The sequence below is a fragment of the Photobacterium malacitanum genome (assembly GCF_900185615.1).
Taxonomy (GTDB): Bacteria; Pseudomonadota; Gammaproteobacteria; order Enterobacterales; family Vibrionaceae; genus Photobacterium; species Photobacterium malacitanum.
The window spans coordinates 362570-387075 of the sequence record NZ_FYAK01000002.1; the positions used below are offsets into that span (position 1 = coordinate 362570).

General features: G+C 40.7%; 25 protein-coding genes and 1 CRISPR repeat array. Of the genes, 6 read left to right on the plus strand and 19 right to left on the minus strand.

All coding sequences use genetic code 11. From position 1 onward, the window contains the following. From PMAL9190_RS06890 to PMAL9190_RS06905, 4 genes are all read left to right on the plus strand, one after another. Complete coding sequence (locus tag PMAL9190_RS06890; RefSeq protein ID WP_087844510.1) at positions 1-1719, plus strand: efflux RND transporter periplasmic adaptor subunit; 1719 nt, start codon at positions 1-3, stop codon at positions 1717-1719. Then, entirely contained in the window at positions 1719-4841 is a 3123-nt protein-coding gene (locus PMAL9190_RS06895) for an efflux RND transporter permease subunit (RefSeq protein ID WP_087844511.1), read from the plus strand. The genes PMAL9190_RS06890 and PMAL9190_RS06895 overlap by 1 nt, the downstream gene beginning before the upstream one ends. Positions 4842-4910: 69 nt before the next feature. Continuing rightward, a complete protein-coding gene (copI, locus tag PMAL9190_RS06900) occupies positions 4911-5435 on the plus strand; it encodes a copper-resistant cuproprotein CopI (RefSeq protein ID WP_087844512.1) in 525 nt (174 codons plus the stop codon). Between the two features lie 248 nt (positions 5436-5683). Then, positions 5684-6241, plus strand: a complete 558-nt coding sequence (locus tag PMAL9190_RS06905) for a manganese efflux pump MntP (protein ID WP_087844513.1) — start codon at positions 5684-5686, stop codon at positions 6239-6241. A 73-nt stretch (positions 6242-6314) separates the two neighbouring features. On the opposite strand, the gene PMAL9190_RS06910 is transcribed toward PMAL9190_RS06905, so the two are convergent. From PMAL9190_RS06910 to PMAL9190_RS06985, 16 genes are all read right to left on the minus strand, one after another. Next, the gene (locus PMAL9190_RS06910) at positions 6315-7223 is read right to left on the minus strand and encodes a metal ABC transporter substrate-binding protein (RefSeq protein WP_144384328.1); all 909 of its coding nucleotides are present in this window, start codon (positions 7221-7223) and stop codon (positions 6315-6317) included. A 25-nt stretch (positions 7224-7248) separates the two neighbouring features. Further along, entirely contained in the window at positions 7249-8124 is an 876-nt protein-coding gene (locus PMAL9190_RS06915) for a metal ABC transporter permease (RefSeq protein WP_060998844.1), read from the minus strand. Further along, the gene (locus PMAL9190_RS06920) at positions 8124-8879 is read right to left on the minus strand and encodes a metal ABC transporter ATP-binding protein (RefSeq protein ID WP_065167444.1); all 756 of its coding nucleotides are present in this window, start codon (positions 8877-8879) and stop codon (positions 8124-8126) included. Before PMAL9190_RS06920 ends, PMAL9190_RS06915 begins: the two co-directional genes overlap by 1 nt. Beyond that, entirely contained in the window at positions 8876-9784 is a 909-nt protein-coding gene (locus tag PMAL9190_RS06925; RefSeq protein WP_087844514.1) for a metal ABC transporter solute-binding protein, Zn/Mn family, read from the minus strand. Before PMAL9190_RS06925 ends, PMAL9190_RS06920 begins: the two co-directional genes overlap by 4 nt. Positions 9785-9840: 56 nt before the next feature. Continuing rightward, positions 9841-10425 carry a DUF6162 family protein gene (locus PMAL9190_RS06930; protein WP_065176788.1) on the minus strand — a complete coding sequence of 195 codons (585 nt, stop codon included), beginning with the start codon at positions 10423-10425 and terminating at the stop codon, positions 9841-9843. After that, positions 10422-10745 carry a hypothetical protein gene (locus PMAL9190_RS06935; RefSeq protein WP_065176790.1) on the minus strand — a complete coding sequence of 108 codons (324 nt, stop codon included), beginning with the start codon at positions 10743-10745 and terminating at the stop codon, positions 10422-10424. The genes PMAL9190_RS06930 and PMAL9190_RS06935 overlap by 4 nt, the downstream gene beginning before the upstream one ends. A gap of 100 nt (positions 10746-10845) precedes the next feature. Continuing rightward, positions 10846-11682: a DUF4198 domain-containing protein gene (locus tag PMAL9190_RS06940; RefSeq protein WP_200813397.1), complete on the minus strand. Its 837-nt coding sequence runs from the start codon at positions 11680-11682 to the stop codon at positions 10846-10848. An 11-nt stretch (positions 11683-11693) separates the two neighbouring features. Next, positions 11694-12212, minus strand: a complete 519-nt coding sequence (locus tag PMAL9190_RS06945; protein WP_065167441.1) for a DUF2271 domain-containing protein — start codon at positions 12210-12212, stop codon at positions 11694-11696. A gap of 41 nt (positions 12213-12253) precedes the next feature. After that, complete coding sequence (locus tag PMAL9190_RS06950; protein WP_087844515.1) at positions 12254-12883, minus strand: PepSY-associated TM helix domain-containing protein; 630 nt, start codon at positions 12881-12883, stop codon at positions 12254-12256. A gap of 281 nt (positions 12884-13164) precedes the next feature. Continuing rightward, positions 13165-14352: a hypothetical protein gene (locus PMAL9190_RS06955; protein ID WP_087844516.1), complete on the minus strand. Its 1188-nt coding sequence runs from the start codon at positions 14350-14352 to the stop codon at positions 13165-13167. Next, complete coding sequence (locus PMAL9190_RS06960) at positions 14352-15002, minus strand: energy transducer TonB (protein WP_087820275.1); 651 nt, start codon at positions 15000-15002, stop codon at positions 14352-14354. Before PMAL9190_RS06960 ends, PMAL9190_RS06955 begins: the two co-directional genes overlap by 1 nt. Beyond that, positions 15002-15406: an ExbD/TolR family protein gene (locus PMAL9190_RS06965; protein ID WP_036789967.1), complete on the minus strand. Its 405-nt coding sequence runs from the start codon at positions 15404-15406 to the stop codon at positions 15002-15004. The genes PMAL9190_RS06960 and PMAL9190_RS06965 overlap by 1 nt, the downstream gene beginning before the upstream one ends. Further along, positions 15403-15936, minus strand: coding sequence for a MotA/TolQ/ExbB proton channel family protein (locus tag PMAL9190_RS06970; RefSeq protein WP_060998826.1), 534 nt, complete (start codon positions 15934-15936; stop codon positions 15403-15405). Before PMAL9190_RS06970 ends, PMAL9190_RS06965 begins: the two co-directional genes overlap by 4 nt. Continuing rightward, positions 15936-17303 (minus strand): MotA/TolQ/ExbB proton channel family protein, encoded by a 1368-nt coding sequence (locus tag PMAL9190_RS06975; protein ID WP_087844517.1) that lies wholly within the window; start codon positions 17301-17303, stop codon positions 15936-15938. Before PMAL9190_RS06975 ends, PMAL9190_RS06970 begins: the two co-directional genes overlap by 1 nt. A gap of 1 nt (position 17304) precedes the next feature. Next, positions 17305-18078: a DUF3450 domain-containing protein gene (locus PMAL9190_RS06980; protein WP_087844518.1), complete on the minus strand. Its 774-nt coding sequence runs from the start codon at positions 18076-18078 to the stop codon at positions 17305-17307. A gap of 187 nt (positions 18079-18265) precedes the next feature. Continuing rightward, entirely contained in the window at positions 18266-20356 is a 2091-nt protein-coding gene (locus PMAL9190_RS06985) for a TonB-dependent siderophore receptor (RefSeq protein WP_087844519.1), read from the minus strand. A 376-nt stretch (positions 20357-20732) separates the two neighbouring features. Between PMAL9190_RS06985 and PMAL9190_RS06990 the strand changes: the two genes are divergently transcribed. Both PMAL9190_RS06990 and PMAL9190_RS20200 read left to right on the plus strand, forming a co-directional pair. Then, the gene (locus PMAL9190_RS06990) at positions 20733-21194 is read left to right on the plus strand and encodes a hypothetical protein (RefSeq protein WP_235004312.1); all 462 of its coding nucleotides are present in this window, start codon (positions 20733-20735) and stop codon (positions 21192-21194) included. Between the two features lie 235 nt (positions 21195-21429). Then, positions 21430-21606: a hypothetical protein gene (locus tag PMAL9190_RS20200; protein WP_159458368.1), complete on the plus strand. Its 177-nt coding sequence runs from the start codon at positions 21430-21432 to the stop codon at positions 21604-21606. Between the two features lie 54 nt (positions 21607-21660). On the opposite strand, the gene PMAL9190_RS06995 is transcribed toward PMAL9190_RS20200, so the two are convergent. From PMAL9190_RS06995 to cas5fv, 3 genes are all read right to left on the minus strand, one after another. Beyond that, positions 21661-21867: a hypothetical protein gene (locus PMAL9190_RS06995; RefSeq protein ID WP_087844520.1), complete on the minus strand. Its 207-nt coding sequence runs from the start codon at positions 21865-21867 to the stop codon at positions 21661-21663. Positions 21868-22169: 302 nt separating this feature from the next. Further along, positions 22170-22797: a CRISPR direct-repeat array (repeat unit 28 nt; unit sequence TTTCTAAGCTGCCTGTGCGGCAGTGAAC). Positions 22798-22927: 130 nt separating this feature from the next. Continuing rightward, on the minus strand, positions 22928-23479 hold the full coding sequence (cas6f, locus tag PMAL9190_RS07000; RefSeq protein WP_087844521.1) for a type I-F CRISPR-associated endoribonuclease Cas6/Csy4: 552 nt from the start codon (positions 23477-23479) through the stop codon (positions 22928-22930). A gap of 8 nt (positions 23480-23487) precedes the next feature. Beyond that, the gene (cas5fv, locus tag PMAL9190_RS07005) at positions 23488-24498 is read right to left on the minus strand and encodes a type I-Fv CRISPR-associated protein Cas5fv (RefSeq protein ID WP_087844522.1); all 1011 of its coding nucleotides are present in this window, start codon (positions 24496-24498) and stop codon (positions 23488-23490) included. Between the last annotated feature and the right edge of the window lie 8 nt (positions 24499-24506).

A 24506-nucleotide genomic window follows, 5' to 3' on the forward strand; every position in this document is an offset into this window, starting at 1 on the left:
ATGAAAACGCATTCTACTTTTGCCGTCGCGGCGCTTGCTCTTGTTATTGGTGGTGTTATCGGGGGTATGGCTGCACCGTATTTTTCAAGCCACTCAGGACATCAAAATCAAGCAACAACACCCTCAAATGATGAGCCGCTTTACTGGGTTGCACCAATGGATCCTAACTATCAACGAGATAAACCGGGTAAATCACCAATGGGGATGGATTTGATCCCCGTTTATGCTGATGACTTAAACGGCAACAATGACAAACCCGGTACGGTCAAAATCGATCCCGCGGTTGAAAACAACCTTGGAGTTAAAACCGCACTGGTGACAAAACAAGTGTTGTCACCACACATTGCCACGATCGGTTACATCGCCTTTGATGAAAGCCAATTATGGCAAACGAACTTACGTGTTAGTGGTTGGGTGAAAAAGCTGTATATCAACGCAGTGGGTGAAAAGGTTAAGAAAGGCGATGTGCTATTTACCCTTTACTCACCTGAATTGGTGAAAGCCCAAGAAGAGTTGCTGAACGCATACCGCAGTGGTCGTTCAGGATTAGTATCTGGTGCAAAACAGCGCCTGCTTTCAATGGGTGTCGATCAAGCTCAAATCAACCAAATACTACAGACAAAAAAAGCCAAACAAACCATTGATATTAAAGCGTTAGGCAATGGGATCATCGCGAGCTTAAATGTGCGAGAAGGTGGTTACTTATCACCAAGCCAAACCGCAATTAGTGCAGGTACTATCAATGAGGTATGGGTCAACGCAGAAATTTTTGAGCGCCAAGCCCACTGGGTAAAACAAGATACCCCAGCCACCATGACGCTAGAAGCAATTCCAAACCAACAATGGCAAGGTAAGGTGGATTATATCTACCCTATTTTAGATCCCAAAACACGCACGCTGCGTGTACGGCTAAAATTTGCCAATGATAATGGTGATTTAAAACCAAACATGTTTGCCAATATCACCTTGCAGTCTCACTCACAAGACACCGTACTGACTATCCCTTCTCAAGCAATTATTCGATCTGGTGGCATGAGCCGTGTGGTGCTATCTGAAGGTGATGGTAAATACCGCTCAACCAAAATCATTGTGGGTCGAGATGCCAACAATATCACTGAAGTCGTTGAAGGCTTAAAAGAAAACGATCGGATTGTTACTTCTGCACAATTCATGCTCGATTCTGAATCGAGCCAATCAGCCGATCTGTCACGCATTAATGGTCAAGATGAAAAACAAACATCTGTATGGGCTACAGGTACCATCACAGACATCATGCTTGATCATAATATGCTCACTATCAACCACCAGCCAGTACCAGAGTGGAGCTGGCCGGGCATGGTGATGAATTTTGATCTTACTAAAAATATCGACACATCAACACTGGCAAAAAATCAAAATATTGAGTTTGAAATTCAAAAAACGCCACAGGGTAAATATGAAATCCTTGCGTTAAAAGTATCTGACAAACAAGCAGCAAAAGCGCATTGGATCACAGGCAAAATCACTATGCTCATGGCGGATTTTAATATGATCACCGTCAGCCATGACGCCGTCGATGATTGGCAATGGTCAGCCGGCGAAATGAACTTCACCACTGATGGCAGCATTGATTTAAATGCCTTTAAAGAAGGTGAATCTGTTTCTTTCTTACTCGAAAAAGAGAACGCAGATTACGTGTTAAAAGCGCTTAAGCCTGCTACTAATAAGGGAGATAAATAATGATCCCTGCCATTATTCGCTGGTCGATCAACAACCGCTTATTGGTGTTGATTACGACGCTATTTCTCACTCTGGGTGGCTTATATAGCCTGAAGAATACGCCTGTTGATGCCATTCCTGATCTTTCGGATGTACAGGTGATCATCAAAACCAGTTATCCCGGTCAAGCGCCCCAAGTAGTCGAAGATCAGGTGACCTATCCGTTAACAACAGCCATGTTAGCGGTACCGGGGGCTGAAACCGTTCGTGGTTATTCTTTCTTTGGTGATTCCTATGTCTACATTATCTTCAATGATAAAACCGACATGTATTGGGCTCGCTCACGGGTACTGGAATATTTAAGCCAAGTTGCGCCTAAATTGCCTGCTAATGCCAAACCAACATTAGGCCCAGATGCCACCGGTGTGGGTTGGATTTACAGCTATATATTACAAGATAAAACAGGCAAGCACGATCTGGCAGAGCTTCGTAGCCTGCAAGACTGGTTCTTAAAATACGAGCTGCAAACCGTTGAAGGGGTATCCGAAGTCGCCACCGTTGGCGGTATGGTGAAGCAATATCAAGTGGAAATCGATCCCGCTAAGTTACGTGCTTACGATTTAACGTTGCAGCAAGTCAACATGGCAATCCAAAACGGCAACCAAGAAACAGGCGCATCGGTGATTGAAGTCGCTGAAGCTGAACACATGGTGCGTACCACTGGTTACTTAACCAATATTGATGATATTAAATCGCTACCGCTAAAAGTAACGGCGACGGGAACCCCGTTACTGTTAGGTGATGTCGCAACCATCAACCTTGGTCCACAAATGCGTCGTGGTATCTCTGAATTTAACGGTGAAGGTGAAGCAGTTGGTGGCGTTATCGTGATGCGATTTGGTGAAAATGCCAGTGCCGTGATTGATAAAGTCAAAGCAAAACTCGAAACGTTACAACGTAGCTTGCCTGATGGTGTTGAAATAGTCGCCACTTATGATCGCTCTACCCTTATCGATCAAGCAGTAGAAAACCTATGGCAAAAACTGGCTGAAGAATTCATCGTTGTTGCCATTGTCTGCGCCCTCTTTTTATTCCATATCCGCTCATCGCTGGTGATCGCCATTAGCTTACCGATCGGTATTTTATCTGCGTTCATCATCATGCATTGGCAAGGCATTAACGCCAACATCATGTCATTAGGTGGCATCGCCATCGCCATTGGTGCCATGGTAGATGGTGCCATCGTGATGATTGAAAACTTGCATAAACACATTGAGCGCACGCCACTGACCAATGAAAACCGCTGGCAAGTTATCAGTAAAGCGGCTGAAGAAGTCGGCACGCCTCTATTTTTCTCGCTACTGATCATCACATTAAGCTTTGTGCCTGTTTTTGCGCTTGAAGGTCAAGAAGGCAAGATGTTCTCTCCCCTCGCCTTTACCAAAACCTATGCAATGGCGGCAGCAGCAGGGTTAGCGATCACCTTAGTGCCTGTGTTAATGGGCTACTTTGTTCGAGGTCGAATTTTACCAGAAAACAAAAACCCGATTAATAAGGCTCTGATTGCGCTTTATCGCCCGATGTTAAACATCAGCTTACGTTTTCCTAAAACCATCATTGCAATAGCAATCGCATTAATGGCGTCGTCTTACTACCCCATCACTAAATTAGGTAGCGAGTTTATTCCTCCATTAGACGAAGGCGATCTGATGTATATGCCTACTACCTATCCGGGGATCTCAATTGGTAAAGCCCGTGAATTATTACAGCAAACCAATAAATTGATCAAAACCGTACCGGAAGTAGCAACCGTATGGGGCAAAGTGGGACGTGCCGAATCGGCAACCGATCCCGCACCTTTAACCATGATCGAAACGGTAATCCAATTAAAACCGAAAGATCAATGGCGAGATGGCGTCACTAGCGAATCACTGCGTAAGGAATTTGATCAATTAATTCAATTTCCGGGCTTAACTAACGCATGGGTCATGCCGATCAAAACTCGTATTGATATGTTGGCAACGGGGATAAAAACCCCTATCGGGATCAAGATTGCAGGCCCAGATCTGCAAGTGATAGAGAAAATTGGTGCAGAGCTTGAACCGATTCTTAATAACATCACAGGGACTGCTTCTGTGTATGCTGAACGTGTTGCGGGCGGTCGCTACATCACAGTCGATATTAAACGTCGTCAGGCTGCAAGATATGGCTTGTCAGTTAAAGATATTCAACAGGTCATTTCGACTGCTGTGGGTGGCATGAACGTCAGTGAAAGTGTCGAAGGTTTAGAGCGTTATCCTATTAACGTGCGTTACCCACAATCTTACCGAGATTCTGTCACTAAACTACAAAACCTACCGCTAGTAACACCCAATGGTGCACGTATTGCGTTAGCCGATGTGGCTGATATTCGCTATGAAGATGGTCCACCGATGATCAAAACCGAGAATGCACGCCCTAACGGTTGGGTGTTTGTAGATATTGATGAGCGTGACTTAGGCTCATACGTCGCTGAAGCGCAGCAAACTGTAGCAGAGCAACTTAAATTACCCGCAGGCTACTCACTGGCATGGTCTGGTCAATATGAGTATATGGAACGTGCAAAAGCCCGTTTAAGCATTGTTGCGCCATTAACCATTAGCATCATCATGCTACTGCTTTACTTTAGCTTCCGCCGAGTCACTGAAGTGCTGGTGATCATGGCAACACTACCTCTCGCTATGGTTGGTGGCCTATGGCTGATGTGGTACTTAAACTTTAACTTCTCGATTGCCGTTGGTGTGGGTTTCATTGCCCTTGCTGGTGTTGCTGTCGAGATTGGCGTCATCATGTTGGTTTATCTCAATCAAGCGTGGAGCTTTAAACAGCAAGATTGTGCAGAGAAAACGCTCACCACTGACGATCTCCATGCTGCGATTCACGAAGGTGCAGGACAACGTGTTCGGCCTGTGATGATGACAGTACTTACCGTGATCATCGGTTTAATTCCCATCATGTATGGTGCAGGAACCGGCTCTGAAGTCATGCAGCGTATTGCTGCTCCTATGATAGGTGGAATGGCATCAGCGTTAATTCTTACCCTACTTGTTATCCCTGCTGTATTTAAACTTTGGAAAAATATGGCAATGAAAAAGTCTGTATAAACAAGCTCAATCACGTGGTTATCCAATATGGGTAACCACAATCTCGACTTCACTATAAAGGAATAGAAAATGAAATTATTCAATCACACATTCGTTGCGCTTTTACTTACCACCTCAAGCGTTGCATTGGCTGAAATGGATCACAGTAAAATGGACCATAGTAAGATGGATCATGGTGCAATGAAAATGGATCACAGCGGTATGGATATGAAAGGTATGTCTGCTGTCGGAATGCCAGCTAAAGGCGCAAAGCCTGACAAAGTGGTGCATGTTATTTTATCGGATGACAACACGATCACCTTTAAAAAAGATGTTCAGATTGAATCGAATGATGTGGTTCAGTTCGTGATCATGAATACAGGAAAAAATACGCATAGCTTCACGATTGGATCAGCAGAAGAACAACGTAAACACCGCCAAATGATGGCAAATATGGGCGATAATCATGACCATGATACAGGCAGCAGTGTGACCGTTGCACCAGGCAAAGCAAAGCAGATTTTGTGGCATTTCCATGGCGATAAAAATGTTGTTCTATCTTGTAATATGCAGGGACACTCTGAAGCAGGCATGACGAAAACATTAACGCTTTAAACCAGATTAATCACTGCATAATTTACCGTGGCTGCAATATCTTCAGCCACGGCTTTTCATGTAATGAGATAACTGAATGAAAAATATCTAATTTTTAACTATAACTTTTCCTGAAATACTCGATTCATTGTTATCTCGAATCTTACTATATTTTAACTTATTCATATCTGAAAAATTACTCTTCATACAAATACATCGCGTTAATCATCATTTCAGTTTATAAAAGCATTTTTACGAGATGAACTATCGTGTCTTTCTTACTCGCTTTGATTTTCTCCCTTTCATCGAATCTCGATAATTTTGTCATTGGTCTGACTTATGGCGTAAAAAATGAAAGGATCCCATTAGTTTCTAATGCCATTATTGCTTTTATTACATCCGTTGTTACTTTAATTTCAATGCTTGGTGGCCAGTTAGTTACTCAACTCGTGCCCCATAAAGTATCAAATGAACTAGGCTCTATTATTTTTATGTTAATGGGTACATGGTTTATTTGTGCTGACATGCTAAAAAAGCAACAACAAAAGCAAGAAAAAAAAAGCACTGCTCTTAATTTCAAAGCTGCTGTTATGCTTGGTTTATTACTATCAATTAATAATATTGGTGTCGGTATTTTGGGCAGTATTACCCACCTCAATATTTATTTAGTTGTCGCTCTAACATTTATAACTGGAATGATACTAACGTACGCAGGGAATCATATTGGTGACAGTGTAATAGGCAAGATAGTTGGAAAGTATAATGATTTAATTTCCGGTGGATTACTTATTCTATTAGGCGTTTTATCTTTGTTGTTTTCATTTTAAACCACGACAACTTACAAAAAATGAAACCCAGATTTATCTCATAAAATAAAGTTCTGGGCTTCTATATTTTTAATTATAACGAAATTTGCCAACGCTTAAGAGGCTCAGCATGGTTTATACCAATACGACCCCAACGATCAATACTATCAATAACCATCACATTGACGTCTTTAGGTAATAATGCTTGTTGGGATGAAGTCAGTTTTTTAGTAGTTAACAACCATAAACTATCATCGTCAGCTAATAAGCTAGCAAGTCTATTCTTATCTGCTGCGGTCCATTCTAATTCCGGTGTTGTTAAACGATCGACAACAAATAATTGGTTACCTGAAGCAAAATCTTCAAGCTCATTAGAAAGTAAAACAACCGAGTCAACACCCGCTTCGATTAATACTTGTTGCTGTTCGTTAATTAACTGGCGCACATCATTCATTAATTGTTGCTGATTTTTTTCGATTTGTTGCGCTTTTTCCGGCCATAAGCGTTGTAAATCATCGCTGACAATTGCCGCCATACGACTAAGATTAGTAGGATTTAACCATGAATAGATTGAGGTTGAACCATCTTCTAAACGCAATGCAGCAACACCTTGTGCTCGCGGCGAAATTGCTTGTGATGCATCAATCTCTACTATCTTAATATTACCTTGACGAGCGTTAACATACAGTGGATCTTGCGGCCAAATAGCCCCTAATGTGATCACAGCTTGTGCTTTCTTACTCGCCTCTTTTGTTACCTTGTCACCTTTTGATGCAAACCAATTTGGTAATCGTGACACACCGTAACGTTTAGGTGGTAAATAGTCTGTTGTCAGCCCAGTATTATTGGTTAACTCTGTTGCCAGCATATAAGTAACCGGGGTTGCGGTTAAAATATCTTGCGCTTGAGCGTTACTCGTATAACTCCATCCTGCCACAATCATTACAGCTGTGCACAGTGATTTTCTCAGAAAACTTATCGGTTGTTGCTGAACATAACTCATGGGGGTTCCTTAAAAAATACAGCGACTACCCTTTACGAACAATGCGGTAACAGGTGGCAATTAAAAAGAAAATAGCAGAAACAATAATAATCGCGGCTCCCGAAGGAACGGGAAGTTTAAGCTCCATTGGTAATACCGTACCAACAACACAGCTGATGGTAGCCAATAACGCAGATAGCAATACAAAGCTACCCATATTTTTAGTTAATAGGCGAGCTGTCGCTCCTGGAATCAGTAATAGAGCACCAACCAACACTGCACCGACGATCTTAACTGAAGCAATGGTGACCAAGGTAATCATCATCACAAACAAATAATCATAAAAGTTAGTTTTATAGCCACGAACACGCGCTATATCTGGGCTAATACAAGTTAATAAAATACGATTAAAGGTCGGTATCAATAGCACAATAATCAAACTGCAGCTTATTGCTAATACCCATAGATCTTGATCGGTTACTGTTAAAATCGAGCCAAACAGCACGTTTTCTAACATATGAATATTAATTTTACGTGCAACATACATTAATAATGCCGCGCCTACCGCTAACGCCAATGCTAAAAACACACCAACTAGCGTATCGTAAGGCACATTGGTTCGATTACGAACAAAATGCAGTAACAGGGCAAAAATCATGCAAAAGCTAAATAAACCAATAAACGGATTTTCAGGTGGTTCACCTAAAAGTACACCTAAAGCAATGCCGGTTAAGGCTGCATGCCCTACTGCCTCAGAGAAAAAAGCCAACCGCTTAGCTATCACCAATGTGCCTAGTCCGCCTAATAACGGACCTAATAATAGTGCCGCAACAATGGCATTCACCATGAAAGCATATGAAAAGCTGTCACTTAAAAAACCAGCATCAACACCTAATTGTGCCCAATGACGTAATAATTCCATTACGCGACCTCATGTTGCTTCGCCGCAATCGGCGCATGGCTGTAGTGATTAAATAAACGCTCAATTTTTTCAGGAATCAGCACCTCGGAGTGATGACCTGAGTCGACAAGAATACGATTAACAACATGGACTTGTGCATTCAAACGACGTACTGCAGTAACATCATGGTGCACCGCTAACACTGTTTTACCTTGGCCGACAAACTCATGAATCAATGATTCTAAATAACGTACACCTTGTTCATCCATACCAGTGGTTGGTTCATCAAGCACCAGTAAATCTGGGTTATCTAATAATGCTTGAGCAAACAATACGCGTTGCTGTTCACCACCAGATAATTGTCCCATTCGACGATCAGCACGATTAGCCATACCAACGCGCTCAAGTTGAGTCAGTGCAAAGGCTTTATCTTGCTGACGTTTACGCCAAAATAACGGCGAGCGAGTCAAGTTCAGTAAAATAAAATCCATCACGGTTAACGGCAGGCTTTGCTCAAACATTGCTTTTTGAGGCACATAACCCACAGAGCCCGGTTTGCCGTTATTAGCCTCATCATTCCATAAAATATCAATCTGACCTTTAAACGGTGTTAAACCAAGAATAGAGCGTAAAAGCGATGTTTTTCCGCCACCATTTGGTCCCATGACAACATGGCACTTACCTGCTTCAAAGCTATGATTTATATTAGATAGAATTTGGTTTTCACCGTATTGCAACTCAAGGTTTGCAATCTCAATTTGAGGGCCAACACTCATGCTTGATCCTTTTTAGCAGCAAATTGCATTGCTTCTACTAATGTGTCTAAATTTTGCTGCATTTCGATTTCGACTTTTTTAGCGTCATATTGACCATGCGTCATGTGTGAGAAACGGTATAACTTCACTCCAGTCGCTTTTTCTATGGTATCAACATAACGGTTAGGCATATTTAATTCATAAAACAGCACATCAATACCTGATTGCTTGATTTTCTCAATCGTGCCCTGTAACTGGCTCGCACTTGGTTCAACACCATGAGCAGGTTCAATCACCGCTGCAACATCAACACCAAATTCTTGTAATATGTAGCCGTAAGCATTATGGGTTGTGGCAACTTTCATTCCCGCGGTATTTAAGTCCCCCAGCGCTAACATTGATTTACGCTTCATTAATCGAAATTTTTTCGCATAATCACGAGCATTTTTACGGTATTCACGTGCATTATCAGGATCGAGTTCAGCTAATTTATTGGCAATGGTATACACCTTTTGAATCGTGGTTGATAAGCCAACAAAGGTATGTGGATTAACAGCACCGTTACCAACAGACTGCCCCATTGCCGGTAATAACGGCACATCATTATTTGCTTCAAGTACGACTAAATCATCACGATTGGCGGCCTCTATTACTTTAAGAGCAAAATCATCATGACCAATACCATTCACAACAATAACGTCCATTTGTTTTAGACGGCGTAGATCATTGGGTTGTGGCTGATAGTTATGAGGATTAAACCCCGCATCAACTAAAGGTAAAATGTCAGCCTTATCGCCCACTACTGCTTTTACATAGCTATAATAAGGTTGCAGTGTGATACCAATAGTTAGTTTTTCAGCAGCAGCGCAACTAAAACTAACCAATAAAGCCGCAGCGGTTAGCGCCGTTTGAATGACTTTTTTCATAATATATTTACTTCAACGTTAGAGAAAAGAATAACCGCCAGCGATATACCAACACCTCAATGCGCTTGAGACTGCTCATTACTGTCGCTATGAAATACAATTTGTGTCCAACCATTATCGATAAGTTGCTGAGCTGTAAAATCTGCGTCTTTATTGATAACTAATGGTGTCGTGTTTCGAGAAAGTGCCAACCAAATATCAGGTTCAGGGCTATTACTGTTGAGAATGACAGACGATGCACCTTGCTTTTCAACACGAATGCCTTGATAAATAGCCCCTGTCAGATGTTGCCACTGATGACGACCTTTTCGCTCCCAGCTTTTATCTTCGATGAAAGGTGCGAGCCATAATTCAGATAATTCCGCCATATTTGGCCATCTATTTTGATTATCAAACTCACGACTATCTTGATTTATATTGCGAATTTCTTCATGAGCGAGGCGTAACTCAGCGACCATCGCTAATTCATCAGGGCTTAACTCAGTGACTGCTATTTGGTGAGCATCTAATGGTTGTGATTGGATTTTATCTTGATGAAAAGGCAATAGCCCTGCCGCGACCAATAAAATAGCAACGATAATACCGCCAACCCATTTGCCTTCTTTGCCACCATTGTCTGATGCTACAGATTGACGGATCATTTTTCGCTAATCTCAACAACGTCGACTTCAACAGGGCTTTCATGTCCAGAGTCAAATACTAAATAAAAATCAGTATCAGGTTTAACAAACTCAGCAATCGAGCGCTTATCGGTATTTACTTTAGCAATAAGATTATCGTCGTAATCATACATATTAACGCTGTAATCAACGGCTTTGCTGCCATCGCTATAGCCAGTCTCACAAGCTACTTTATCACTCTCAAACCAACAGCTCATTAATGGGAAATGCGCTTGAGCTGCAGTTGAAAATAAGCCTAATGTTAATAACGATAACTGAATAAGTGATGTCTGCTTTTTCATAACAATCTCGAATCTGCCCATATTATTGATAACTGTAATAAGTGACATATAAAGGAATAATACGGCTGCCTTCTGTCAGAAAGCAGCGCGCTAGATAGTCTTACTGTAGTGATGCTTCAAAAGTGATATGCACATTAACGTTAGCAGTATCAACCATTGGGTTATTGGCGATTTCACCACGGTAATTTGCTTTCATGATATAGCGGCCCGCCGTTGCTGGTGTAAAGCTCACCATGCCATCTTTATCACTCACAACATCAATTTGTTCTTGGTGATTACGATATAGTGTTCCTTCACGGGTCACTTCAGCTACAACACCCGCTTGTGGCTTACCATTAAAGTAGAATTGAAAAGTAACAGGCTCACCTTCAATAATGTCAGCAGGATGAGTGATCGGCAGTAATTCTAAATACTTACCGGTAATTTCCATTGCTTTAGTACTTGGCTTACCAACGGTGACATATGTTTCTGCACGGGTGTAACCCACTTGCGTAATAACATCACGAGATTTTTTAGGTAACACACTATCACGTTCAACTTTATTGGCCGCAATCCATTTAACCGTATCACGACGACCTGCTTTATATTGCGTATAATAGACAGGCGTTTGATTTACTTGAACTTTATGCGTACCTTGCTCTTCAAAGTAGAAGTCAAAAATAGCACGACGCTTACCACGAATAGTAAAGTTAGGACGCTCTGTACGACCATCAGGCATCACAACTTCTGCAGTTTCCGTGCTCGCTGGCTTATCATAAACAAAGGTACCGTGTGACGCTGTAACATCAAAAGATAACCAATCGCCACCTTCCTTTGATACCGTAAAATGTGACGGTAATACCCATCGCGGATGCGCATTTGCCGATGCTGAAACAGCCAAGCCTGCAATAACAGCACATGCCAGAGAAAACGCTTTCATTTTATTATTTTTCATAATGTTACTATCACTCAAAGTTTGTAATTAAGCTGAATAGCACCGGTTTCTTCCGTTGGTGCAATAACATGGCTAAACGCGTTTTCGCCTAGCTCAATTTTTTGACGTAAGTAGTTTCGGCCACCGTGTTCACGTACAACTTCTACATAAAAGGTGTAATTGCCCTGTTCAACAGGCTGCCCTTTATCATTTAAGCCATCCCAAACGAACTTATATTCGCCCGCAGGACGTGTTGCCGATGTAACCGCATCAACTAACTCACGATCGTAACGACCGACTTTGCGCCACCAGCTACGTAAATCTTTTAACCACTCATCTTTACCAACCCACAACTGCACAGTGCGTACAGGTTTACGGTTGGCATCTTCAACCCATACAGCAACATATGGACGTGCATACATGGTGGTTTCAATCGCAGGTAGTGTGAAATTCACCTCAAGCTGAGCATTTTCAGGCACAGGTTTGGCAATCGCACTCGCCAATGGTGTTAACAATAACGCGGCTAATAATGGTTTTTTTATGACGTTAAACATGGTGATAACTAACCTTAGATAAAAGCGACAATCAAATACTGCTATGGCACAGCAAAGATATAAATCAATAAACTAATCACAGAACCGAGCCCCATCCACTTCAAAGAAGTATTGAAGGTTTTCTTTTTAGGTATTAATAAGCACACGCCTGTTAATACGAACATCACCATCAATAAAGCTGTAATATCAATAAACCAACGCCAAACTTCACCACTATTACGCCCTTTATGAAGGTCATTCAGTACAGCAATTACACCATAATTGGTACTTTCAATAGTGGCTTGTGCGGTTGTCATATCAATAAATACCGTGGCGTTATAACCAGGGCCTTTATAATCGAGTGATATTTCACCTTCTAATAATTCATCGCCATCAACATCGGTAAATATATCAATCGCAGAAGGCGTACCAGTTACATCACCATGCTTAGCAAGATAGGCAATCAAGGCGGCACTATCAGGTGTAAATGGCCCTTTATCGGAACTTAATAATGCTGTCGGAATCGCCAGTTGCTGCTCGATAACATCTGGGGATTGGCTCACAAAAAGATGAGGCCGATTTAAGGTGATCCCAGTAATGGCAAAAAATAGCACTACCAGCAGCAGTGCCATTGAAATATAAATATGTAAACGGCGTGCCCATAATTGCACTGCCTTATTTTTTAACACCATTACAAATATCGTGTGTAGAAACTGGAATAATGATAATTTAATTGATAATCGTTCTTATTGGCATTCAATTTACATTGTTTACGTTGGTTAGAAACGAGTTACGAAAGTGCGAGGTGCGAGGTGCGAGGTGCGAGGTGCGACAGGAAATACCTTTTATAATAAACAATAAAAAAGTCACATTGATATTTTGTTTTTTTTTCAGATTCCTAAAAATAAGAAAGGCGAGCTCAATGGCTCGCCTTTCAGACAACTAATAATATATCCAATAATTACTTTATTAGTTAAGCACTTGTATCCATCTTACGCATTTGAGCTAAATATTTAACCCAACTTTTCGCAGCAGAAGATGGCTTGATATTATCCGCTTGCTTTGCGTGAATTATCGCTTGTTCGAGGTTATTCATTTTGTAATAAACTCGTACTTTCGCTAATTCTACTTCGGCACGTTTATCTTTGCGCTTAACACGATCTAATTCAACCAAGGCTTGTTTATACTTTCCTTCTTGAACTAACAATTGCGCTAATTGCCAACGGTAGTGATTATCTTTAGCTGCTACTTTGCTCCATAGCTTAATCGCTTTATTCCACTCGCGTGCCATTTGCCAATAGTTTGCTTGCTCAATCAATAACGTTTTATCACTATTAGCATCCTTCAATGCCGCAATTTGTTCAGCAGCACGTTCAGGTATACCGCGTTGAGCATACAATTGAGCCAATACTTTAAGATCTTGCTGACTCAATGCAACGCCTTGGTATTTAGCCAGCTTTAATGTTGCTAATGCATCGGCGTTTTTTCCAGTTCGCATTTGAATACTGGCTAACTGCTGCCACCAAATTAACTTATTCGGTTCAAGTGCAATTAAACGGTTTAACGTTGCCGAAGCACCTTGCCAATGTTTCAATTGAAGCTGTGCACCTAGCTTAATCGATAATGGCGACATGCTATCTTTAACGCGATAACCGTCATAACGCTTCATTGCGGTAAGCACTTGTTGCCATTGTGATTGCTGATAATGCGCTTGCGCAATACGTAACCACAACTCAGAGCCTTTTTGCTTAGCCGGAATGTTTTTAGTTAACTTATAATAATGGGGTAAAGCTTGGCTATATTTCGCCTCTGAAAGCAGAATATCCGCTAACATGCGCTCAGTAGTCCAAGCTTGATCATCTTGTAACAAACCACTGTTTACTGCTTTGGTTAGCAATTTCACAGCTTGTGATGTTTTACCTTGTTGCCAATAAAACACCCCTAACATACGCTGAACATAAGCTTTATCATACGCAGCACTTGGGTTCATTTCAGCTAACATAGCGACAGCTTGATCAAGCTTATCATTTAACTGTAAGTTATTGGCGCGCTGTACCTTATTCGCTGTTGCTTGTGATAACTGACCACCACTTGCATAAGCATAAGACAGTGGCAGTGAGGCCGATAAGGTTAACGCGACAATAAAAGCGATCTTTTTCATTATTGATTCAACCTAAATTCAAGACGTACTGTCTGCCCTTGTTGCGCCATTGCGGTGCCATTAACGACTTGTGGTTGATATTTCCACTTGCGTAACGCGCGAATCGCTTCTTTATCAAATAAACGTCGTGGTTTCGCATCCATAACAGCAATATCAATCGGTCTACCTTGAGTATCAATGGTGAATTTAAGCACCACATAACCTTCTTTACCCTGACGCAAAGCCCGCGAAGGATAACGTGGTTCAACCCGATAAAGTGGCATCGCTTGTTGCGATTTACCTAAACCATTTCCGATCGCTGCAGCACTACTAAAATCAGTAAATTTAGGCGCATTAACCGCTAAACCGTGAATCGATGTATCCAAACCTAAACTTGGAATGGATGCCATCGGCATTGCCGTTGATGTTGCTGCTTGCGACTGCGACGGTTGCGCTTCTGGTGGTGGCGTCGGTGTTTCAGGTGGTGGTGGCGCTACACGCTGCCGACGTTGTGGCGCTTGTTCGTGTTCTACCATCACCATATTAAACGCTAACGGCGGCGAATTATCTTGTGGTTGATGATTTCCGTTATCCACCATCCATGCCATTAACGTAAACAAACCTAAAGCCATCGCCAGCGCCAATGGCAACGCCATCAATATGCGCATCATTAGTTTTTCTCCGCCGCCAGAGCAATATTCTTCACCCCTGCACCTTTTGCAGCGTCCATCACTTTAACAACTGTACCGTTATAAGCATGTTCATCTGCTTGGATCACTAAAGCTGCATCTGGCTGTTCGGTTAACATATGCTCAAGTGTTGCTTGCACACGTTCGGCATCCACCACTCGCTTATCAATGTAAATATCATTAGCTGCGGTGATCGCCACAAAAATACCGGCATCTTTTTGACTAACAACATGGCTTGCTTGAGGGCGATTAACTTCAACCCCAGATTCACGCACAAAAGAACTCGTCACAATAAAGAAAATCAACATGATGAAAACGATATCTAGCATCGAGGTTAAATCTATTTGTGCATCTTCACGCACTGACGAGCGACGACTGAGTCTCATTGCTGACTCCTTAATGATTTTTCTAATTTTAACTCACGCATTTGGCACGCTTTTGCCAATCGAGCATGAATAAACATCCCTGCTAATGCGGCGACCATGCCCGCCATGGTCGGTAATGTCGCCAGTGATATACCTGACGCCATTAATCGAGGTTGGCTACTGCCTTGGGTTGCCATAACATCAAACACAGAGATCATACCTGTCACAGTGCCAAGCAATCCTAGCATTGGACAAATAGCCACTAACACTTTAATAAAATTAAGGTTTTTGTTTAATGCTATTTTTGCATCAGCTAACCAGCCATCACGAATAGCATGGGCATACCACGATTGATGATCAGCACGTGCTGCCCATAATGCTATCCAGTGTTGTCGCTGCTGTGGAAAGTAAAATGCAAGGTAAATCACTCGCTCAAAGACTAATAACCACAACACAGCAACAACCGCAGCTAACCACCACAGGATCACACCGCCTTGCGCCATAAAATGCGACAGTGAAAACCACCAGCTTTGTAATATGCTGCTATCCATTAGGCTGCCTGTTCAGTTGTCATGCCAGAATTCTTGATGCCATTGTTATCATTCTTTTCGGCTTGTTCCGCTACTAAGCTAATACCTTGTTTTTCAAGGATCATACGAATATTTTCAGCTTGAGAACTTAAAATATTATGCGCCAGCAATAGTGGCATTGCCGCAACTAGGCCTAATACCGTGGTAACCAGTGCCATTGAAATACCACCAGCCATCACTTTAGGATCACCATTACCAAACTGAGTGATCACTTGGAACGTTTCAATCATACCGGTAACTGTACCCAACAGACCTAGCATCGGTGCTAAAGCTGCAAACAGTTTTAGCATTGATAGGCCTTTCTCTAACCCTTGTTGCTCATCAACAATCGCTTCTAACAAACGCAATTCTAACGCTTCAACACTGCGGCTTTGCTCTTTGTTATATACTGCAAGAACACGACCTAAAGGATTATTACCAGGCTTAGATGGTTGCTTCAATTGTGCTTTAATCTGTTGACGAATCAGCGCTAATTTAGCACCACGGAAAATCGCGATACCTGCACCAATAGCAAGCAGCAATAAAATTACTTTACCGACAGCACCACCAGCTTGAAGGCGATCCATTAGCGTCGGAGACTGTGCTAATTGCTCTAGCATCATTCCACGCGAAGGATCAACAACGACCATTTGGTTGGCTGTTGATACAAGTTGATCGTAATTTGCTAAAGTCGGTGCATGCTCAGGTTGCTGTAAATACGCCATAGCCACATGTTGACTGCCGTCCCAACGTAAATAACCGTTGTCCCCTACTAAGCCCATACTACCTAGACGTAATGCTTCAACGTTACTTTGTTCACCCTCACCATTGATATATGGCACGGTCACTTTAGCAATTTGGCCGCTAGCAACAATCTGATCTGTCATTGCTTGCCATAAGCCTTGTAGCTGTTCCATTGACGGTAATGCTTTAGCTGCAACAATATCATTGACAACGGCATTATCTTGGCTGTTATCTATCGCAGTAACGGCATGTTGCTGTTCAGATTGCACTTCTTTAGCCGTTTGACGCACGACGCCAAATAGCTCACCTAAGCTGCCACTTTCTAAACGCAATTGCTGCTCTAGCGTTGATAGGTGTTGTTCATTAGTGCTAAAGGTTGTACTCAATACTTCAGTAGCGGCTTTAAGCTTATTACGCTCAGCCACCAATGCATCATATTGTGCTTTCACCGTTTGTTGAGTACGGTTAAAACCCGCTTCACGCTGAATATTATGCTGAGTTTGCTGCTTTTGTTCTTGTTGTGCTTGTTTTACTACCGATTCTGCATTCACGGCAAATGGCATACTTGCGACACAAAGGGCAGCAACTAACGCTTTTAATTTCATGTTATTTACTCTCTACGTTAGTTGGTGAACCAGAAACAGGTAAGGTAATTAAACTTGGTGCAACTTGGTTATCAGCAATTGCAAACGCTTTATCAATATTAGCGCCTTCACTTGCATCAACGGCTTGCCATTGTTTAGCTGCTGTATTCCAACTCCAGTAATGACTACCATTTAAGCTACGAGCAACCAGCGCAATACGTCCTAAATGAAGCACATTAACTTCAATTGTTTTGTTATCAGCAAGGGTAATTTTTGCTTGGTAAGCCGCAAGCTTAGTACCGTAATCCATTTCAATTTGGTAGGCTTCTAAAATACGACGAAATTTCTCAGCGTCACTGATATCAGCTTGTGACATCATCGCTTCAAGTTTATTGACGCGCGCTAACCGTGCTTGATGTTTAATCGGCTTATCGTTTTCAACAATCGTCTTTAAACCATCAATCATTTGATACATTAACGGCACAACACCTTGACGAGTTTGCTTTATATCTGCGATTTGTTGATCAATTGAGGCCACTTCTTGTGCCTGATTTAACACCAAACGTGCTAAGTGATCATGATAAACAGTGAGGTTTTTCACTTCTTCTTGTAGTTGTTCAATACTGGCTTTCATTGCCAATGCAGAATCGGCACTTTTATCGATCTTATCCTGACTTAAAGCAGACGCAGTATTGGTCTTGTTCTCTATCGAGCGTGCGGTATCAAGATTAGATGCATGAGCGCCAGTTGTGACGCTCAGAATAACAATAGCAAGGCTAGTTTTAATAAAATTCATAGTATTTAATCAATCGTTATCTGTAATAACCAAAAAAACAAAAAAAGGAATATTGAAAATAAAAAGTATCGCAAAAAGTGCTGAACTATAAACAATAATTATTGTAAATAACAGTTTATAAACTTAAACATACAGATCTGAACAAGGGGAAGTTAATACTTCCCCCTTATTTCATTCGGTTTACTTATTAGTATTTAAACTCAATGGTTGCCATGAAGTTACGGCCTTCGCCTAGTGTCACGCCAGTCGCACCAACGTAATCACTGCTGGTTGAACCGCCACCAGCCATGTAATCTGTATCAAATAGGTTTTCTACATTTACACGACCAATGATATCCAATTTGTCATCGTATTTGTAAGTATGTGCCACACCAACATCAACACGCGTGTAAGCATCTTTCTTAAAGGTATTTGCTGCATCACCGAAGCGAGAACCTTCATAAATAACACCAAGGTTAACATCCGTTGCTTCAGTTACGTTGTAAGTTGTCCATACACTAGCTGCAAACTCAGGCACATCAACTGGGCGATTGCCTTGGTAGTTCTGATCTTTCGTATATTCAGCATCAAGGTACATTGCTGATGCGCTCATGCTTAGCTTATCCGTTACGTTACCTTGTAACGCAATTTCTGCACCATTGTGAACACGCTCGCCACCTTGCGTTTTCTTATACAGATTGTTGCCAACTTCAACATCAATCGTCGAGTTCTCTTGTGTAATGTTAAACACTGCACCCGACACAAATAGTCGATTATCTAGCAGTTCCCACTTAGTACCTAGCTCATATTGCTTACCACGAAGTGGATCAAGTTGCTCACCATCATTAACGTAGTTCTTAGAGCTAGATGAAACGGTACCTTGAGGCTCAAAACTTTCAGAGTAAGCTAAGTAAATAGAGCCGTTCTCTGCTGGGTGGAAAATCGCAGCCACTTTTGGTGATACTGCTTCTTCTGCTGGTTTTCCTTCTTGGGTTTGGCGATCAAAACGAACACCAGCAAGTACTTGCCAATAATCGTTAATTGTTACCATGTCTTGTGCGTAGAAGCCCCAAGCATTGTAAGAAGAGTTAGATTCTCTTGGCTTACCTGGTTTGTAACTAGGAACAGGTGTTGATTGGTTTGGTGCCACTTCAACAGAGTTAAATGAACGTTGGTAACGATCATAGCTATAACCTAACCAGTTAGAGCCCACTAATAACTGATGTTGCATGCCTAGAGTATCAAATTCACCAACGAAATCAGCATACGCAGTTTTGAATCTCCAATGATCTTGGCGATCATTACCGCCTTGCTTCACTAAGCCTGATTCTTCAAAATTAGCGAAGTTAGGGTAACTTTCTTTGTCATGACGTTTGAAATCTTGGTAGTTAAAACCAGAGTTCAGTGCCCATGTATCATTCAATTGTGCTTTAACATCAAAGCCGTAGTTTTCAACTTCGTTATTAATTTTTGACCACTGTGCGTCCCATACATGATCACGACCAAGTACAGGCTTACCGTCAACAATATAAGCACCAGAATCTACACTGCCTTTATCGTTTGTACGATCATAATGTAGTGACACTGTCACATCATCGTTAATATCATAATCAACAAATAAACCACCGACAAAGCGGTCAGTTGAAGGTGTAGAACCATCACCATATTTACGCCATGAATCGTAATCTTCTTTTGCAACAACAGCGCGTGCACGTAGAGTTTGGTCTTGGTTAAGTGAACCACTCACATCTAGCACACTACGAGTATGGTTATTTGAACCCACATCTTGGCTAAAGTTTACTTGAGTATCGTAAGTCGGTTTTTTAGCAACCATATTAACTAAACCACCCGGCGCTGATTTACCGTAAAGCAAGCCTGCTGGGCCCTTCATTACTTCAACGCGCTCAAGTAGCTCAACTGGCTGACGGTAATGAGACCAATGTTGGTGGCCATCACGCAAGAAACCACTGCTGCTACCTAGTTCAAAACCACGTAAAGAAAAACGCTCACGGTTACGACCAGTACCACCGGCAGAAATACTCGCGTCATTCTGTAGTACTTCACCTAATGTGCTAGCTCGCTGCTCATCAATTAGCTTCTCATCAATAACAGAAACTTGTCCTGGAGTTTCAAGCTGTGTCATTTCCATTCGCATTGCTGTCGAATTTGTATCAGCTTTATAGCCATAATCACGTCCAGTGACCACCATATGCTCATCTGTATTTGTAATTTCTGCGTGAGCAATCGGTGCAGATAATACTGCACCAATCAATAGTGTTAGCTGACTCTTAGAAAACATATTCCGTTATCTCCAATTATCGTATCTTTGAGAATAAAACTAATTGAATAAAGCTGTTACTTAATACCGCATCTTTAAAAACTAACTGAATGTAGGTTTTTAAGGATGCTCCGTACAAGGCGCTATTAAGTTCAAATAATTTAGGATTTTGGCAGTGGCATTATTGCGCCGCCAAACTTTAAACAGGAATATAAGTGATAACCATTACCATTTGCAGTTAAATTTACATTCTTTGCATTCGTAAATTTTTTGTCAATTAACAAAACCATTAATAAACGCTCGTTTTATTGACATTTACTTATACTCCAAAACAATTATTCCGTACTCAATACTGTTTTTTTCAAAGACTTTCGCTTCAAACGGGCGTATAATTCTGGTGTTTTTATTGATTTCTGCGGTATTTAAAGTGACCCAATTAAGTCTTGAAGCTATTCGTCAACAACTAGAAGAACGCAATTTTATTGCAGAGAAAGTTCGCATTGTCACAGTAGAGGCAATGGAGCCAGAGGCATTAGCAGCCTGTACCACTACAGAAGATGAAACATTCTATAACAGCTATATGAATGTGATTTATTGCCGTGGTGATCGCTATGTTTTAGGTTATCGCTGTAATGAAGCAACTATCATTGACCAAGCGATTATTTTTAAAGACGGTAAATATTACGATCCAACTTTACAAGCTAATAGTGAAGGTGAGTTTGAAGCGTACCCATTTGCTGTATTAGCGGAATTTAAAGTCTTTGACATGATGACACATGCTAAAAAAAATAAAGACTTCCCGCCCGATGTTGACTTTTTATTTACACGTAAGAAGCACTTCAAAAACGTTATTCGTTAAATATCCCCTACCCGTTATTACTATTAATTAATAGCGGGTACTTCTTTCGTTCCTCGTTTGAAATTAATAAAATCAGCTATAATTTATTGTTTTAATTGTCATTTACATTATCAATAAAGTTGTTTCACAATTGATACGTATAAGACAACTTACTTACAACTGCATCATCTATCACTTGAGAATACCCACAATAAATGTACCATTTTATCCATAAACTTCACTGGATATCTGGTATATGGTTCAGGCTAAAGAATTAAGACGTTACTTTATAAATGATGAGCGCCAGCATATTTTTATGCTACAAAACCAAGTGAGGCAATTAATTATTCTAAAAAAGGATCGTGTAGAAATAGAGCGAGGGCTTGTTGCATTAGAAGCGGCTTGGATTGCTTTTGAAAATAAAAATAATTAACACTGCACTATTCTATTTTCTAAGAAAGTCCAGCTAGCACTGGACTTTAATATATTATTTTTTTAAACCCATACTTTGTAAATAATCTAATTCAAGATTAAATTTCTTAACATAGCGATTCAAAGTATTAGGGGTTACACCATGAACAATCTCTGCTCTATATGCTGTCATGCTCTGAGTAATCACATCATAAACAGCAGCTTTTACAGCTTCTGCTTTAAAAATATGATTAGCAACCTTGTTAAATTTTTCTTTGTCCAAAATTTCATCCCAAACAGCTACAAATCCTTTGTAAACGCATGATAGACATCAAGGCTTTAACCTTCAATGGTTAACAGAAAAGTTCTTAACAATATGAATAATATGACTTATCAACGGAATGTCTTCCACTAAAAATATAACGTATCTATACCAGCAAAACATAATTGCATCGTGTTTAGTTTGGCTTTTCTAATTAAAATAACAATTTGAGCGTAAAGTTATATTTTATAGTATGCCAATAACAATCATTCTGCCTGTGCGGCAGTGAACAAATAGTACTTGGCAATGCATTGATAGAAATATTTCTAAGCTGCCTGTGCGGCAGTGAACGTTTCGTTTTTGCTGATTACTTCACCCGTCAATTTCTAAGCTGCCTGTGCGGCAGTGAACCCGCGTCAGGGTCGGGGATATACTGACAATCTTTTCTAAGCTGCCTGTGCGGCAGTGAACGTGTATCTCACTTTCCACCTCCTTTTTATGTTTTTCTAAGCTGCCTGTGCGGCAGTGAACCGGCGTATGCTATTCAAGCTCAATCCGAGTCCTTTCTAAGCTGCCTGTGCGGCAGTGAACTTATGGCTATTGCATTATTACCGATTATATCTTTTCTAAGCTGCCTGTGCGGCAGTGAACTCGCGTGCGCAGATCTGACCGTTAAAGTGAATTTTCTAAGCTGCCTGTGCGGCAGTGAACTAGTGACAACGCAACGACCAGCGCGCAAAGCATTTCTAAGCTGCCTGTGCGGCAGTGAACAAATTAACGCTGAAATGGGCGTTGCTGAATCTTTTCTAAGCTGCCTGTGCGGCAGTGAACATTTTACAACTGTTGATAATGCTATTTCTAATTTTCTAAGCTGCCTGTGCGGCAGTGAACAGTCATCAAAAATAGACTGGGATAAAGAATTATTTCTAAGCTGCCTGTGCGGCAGTGAACAATAAAATATAAATCAAAAATCAAGTTACAACAAACAATTAAGATAATAATTGAATTTTTACCAATATTTATTACACTTCATCTAACCTATTGTATTTAAATTGATTTTTTAAAGAGCTATTTTTATTGGTTAAAACCATGGAACGGTGGCTGTTTTACTCAAGCCATAAGAATCAAATACGCCTTCTACGGGCTCATTCATCAAATCACTAAAATCAAAAAATTTACGGTATATTTGACCCGTTGAACTACTGAACAAATCAAGATAGGGCTGCTCAAAACCTTGGCTCAGCATTTTTACTTTGTAACGTTTAATACCATCTTGATCAAGATTGCCTCTTTTGATCAATCGTCTTAGTTTTGCATTACTCATATTGCTTTTTTTAGTTGAAATATTTCTGTATTGAACTTGTTCTGGCACTGCAATCACAGCCCCGACTCGACAACAACCGCTCAACGATTCTAACCACGCTAACCCTTCAAGATCATTTAATAAGCTAGCCTCACCATGTATTCGAAATAATCGACCTAGTTTTACATGTGCCTGAGGAAAACTAATCCCTATTTGATTAGTGTTTAACTTCACTAATGCTTTATGGAACTTAGTAAATACTTTGCAACTAAGCTCTGTTTCTCTCATTTCAGCATTAGGCTTTAACTGAATATCAATATACGAATCCATTCTCACTCCTACACACGAATACTTGCAACATAAGCTAGACCTTTTTTCCCAAGGTAAAAACTAGAAACACCTGCATTCTCTATTAGTGTTTTTATTTCTTGCCCTTTAATGCGATCAACATCAATAGTAATTTCTAACTGGCCGCTTGCTTTCGTCATCATTGAGGTTACTTCACCTTGCCCTTTTATCTTTTGTTTTTTGATATAAGGATTACCCCATATTAATTTCTTAGGGCCTGTTGTGAATCGTCCCATAAAATCTTTTTTAGTAAATCCCTTTTTTGATATTCCACTAATGCCACCAGCTTTTGTTTTTGCACTCGATAAATCATAATTCTCACTTAGCCGGCTTAACTGTAAATATAAAGCTGAACAGTAAAGGCTAATGGGAGTTATCAATCCTTTATTATTTTCATATTTAATATCTGGAAATTCTTTATTTAATATGTTTATTGCATTGAGTACATATCCTTCGTTCTCAACCGCTTTATCTTTATTTAACAATTCGAGACGACTAATAATATTTAAAGGATCTAACTGAATATCAGTTTTTACCTTAGCGCCATGGATGATAAAACAGCATAGCTCAGTAAATTCTAAATTAAGTACTCCCCAAAATTCAGGTGAATAATCAGAAGTGAACATAGAGTCAGATATTTTTATCATACCGGTATACGAATTTTGATCAGTACTACCATTCATATTACGAATATACGTTATTTCATTAGTAAGTTGTGCCTTATCAATAAAACTGACTTTATTTTCTAAATCTTCAAAATAATACCCCGCAGCAAATGTTTTACTGCGAGCTTGATAGAGTTTACGTTGGTCACCAATTAATCGGTTTAATAGTCCCATTACAGTATCTAACGCAATGTCACAAGTTTTAAAATTGCCGTCTTTCTTTAGATTAGTCATCGAACCTAAGAATTCTCTTCCTTTCTTAGGCAATGGCTCACTATTTGAGCCGCCTAAAAAGGAATTACGCCAACATGAATCATATGCAATCGTAATTTTCATTTAGCCTC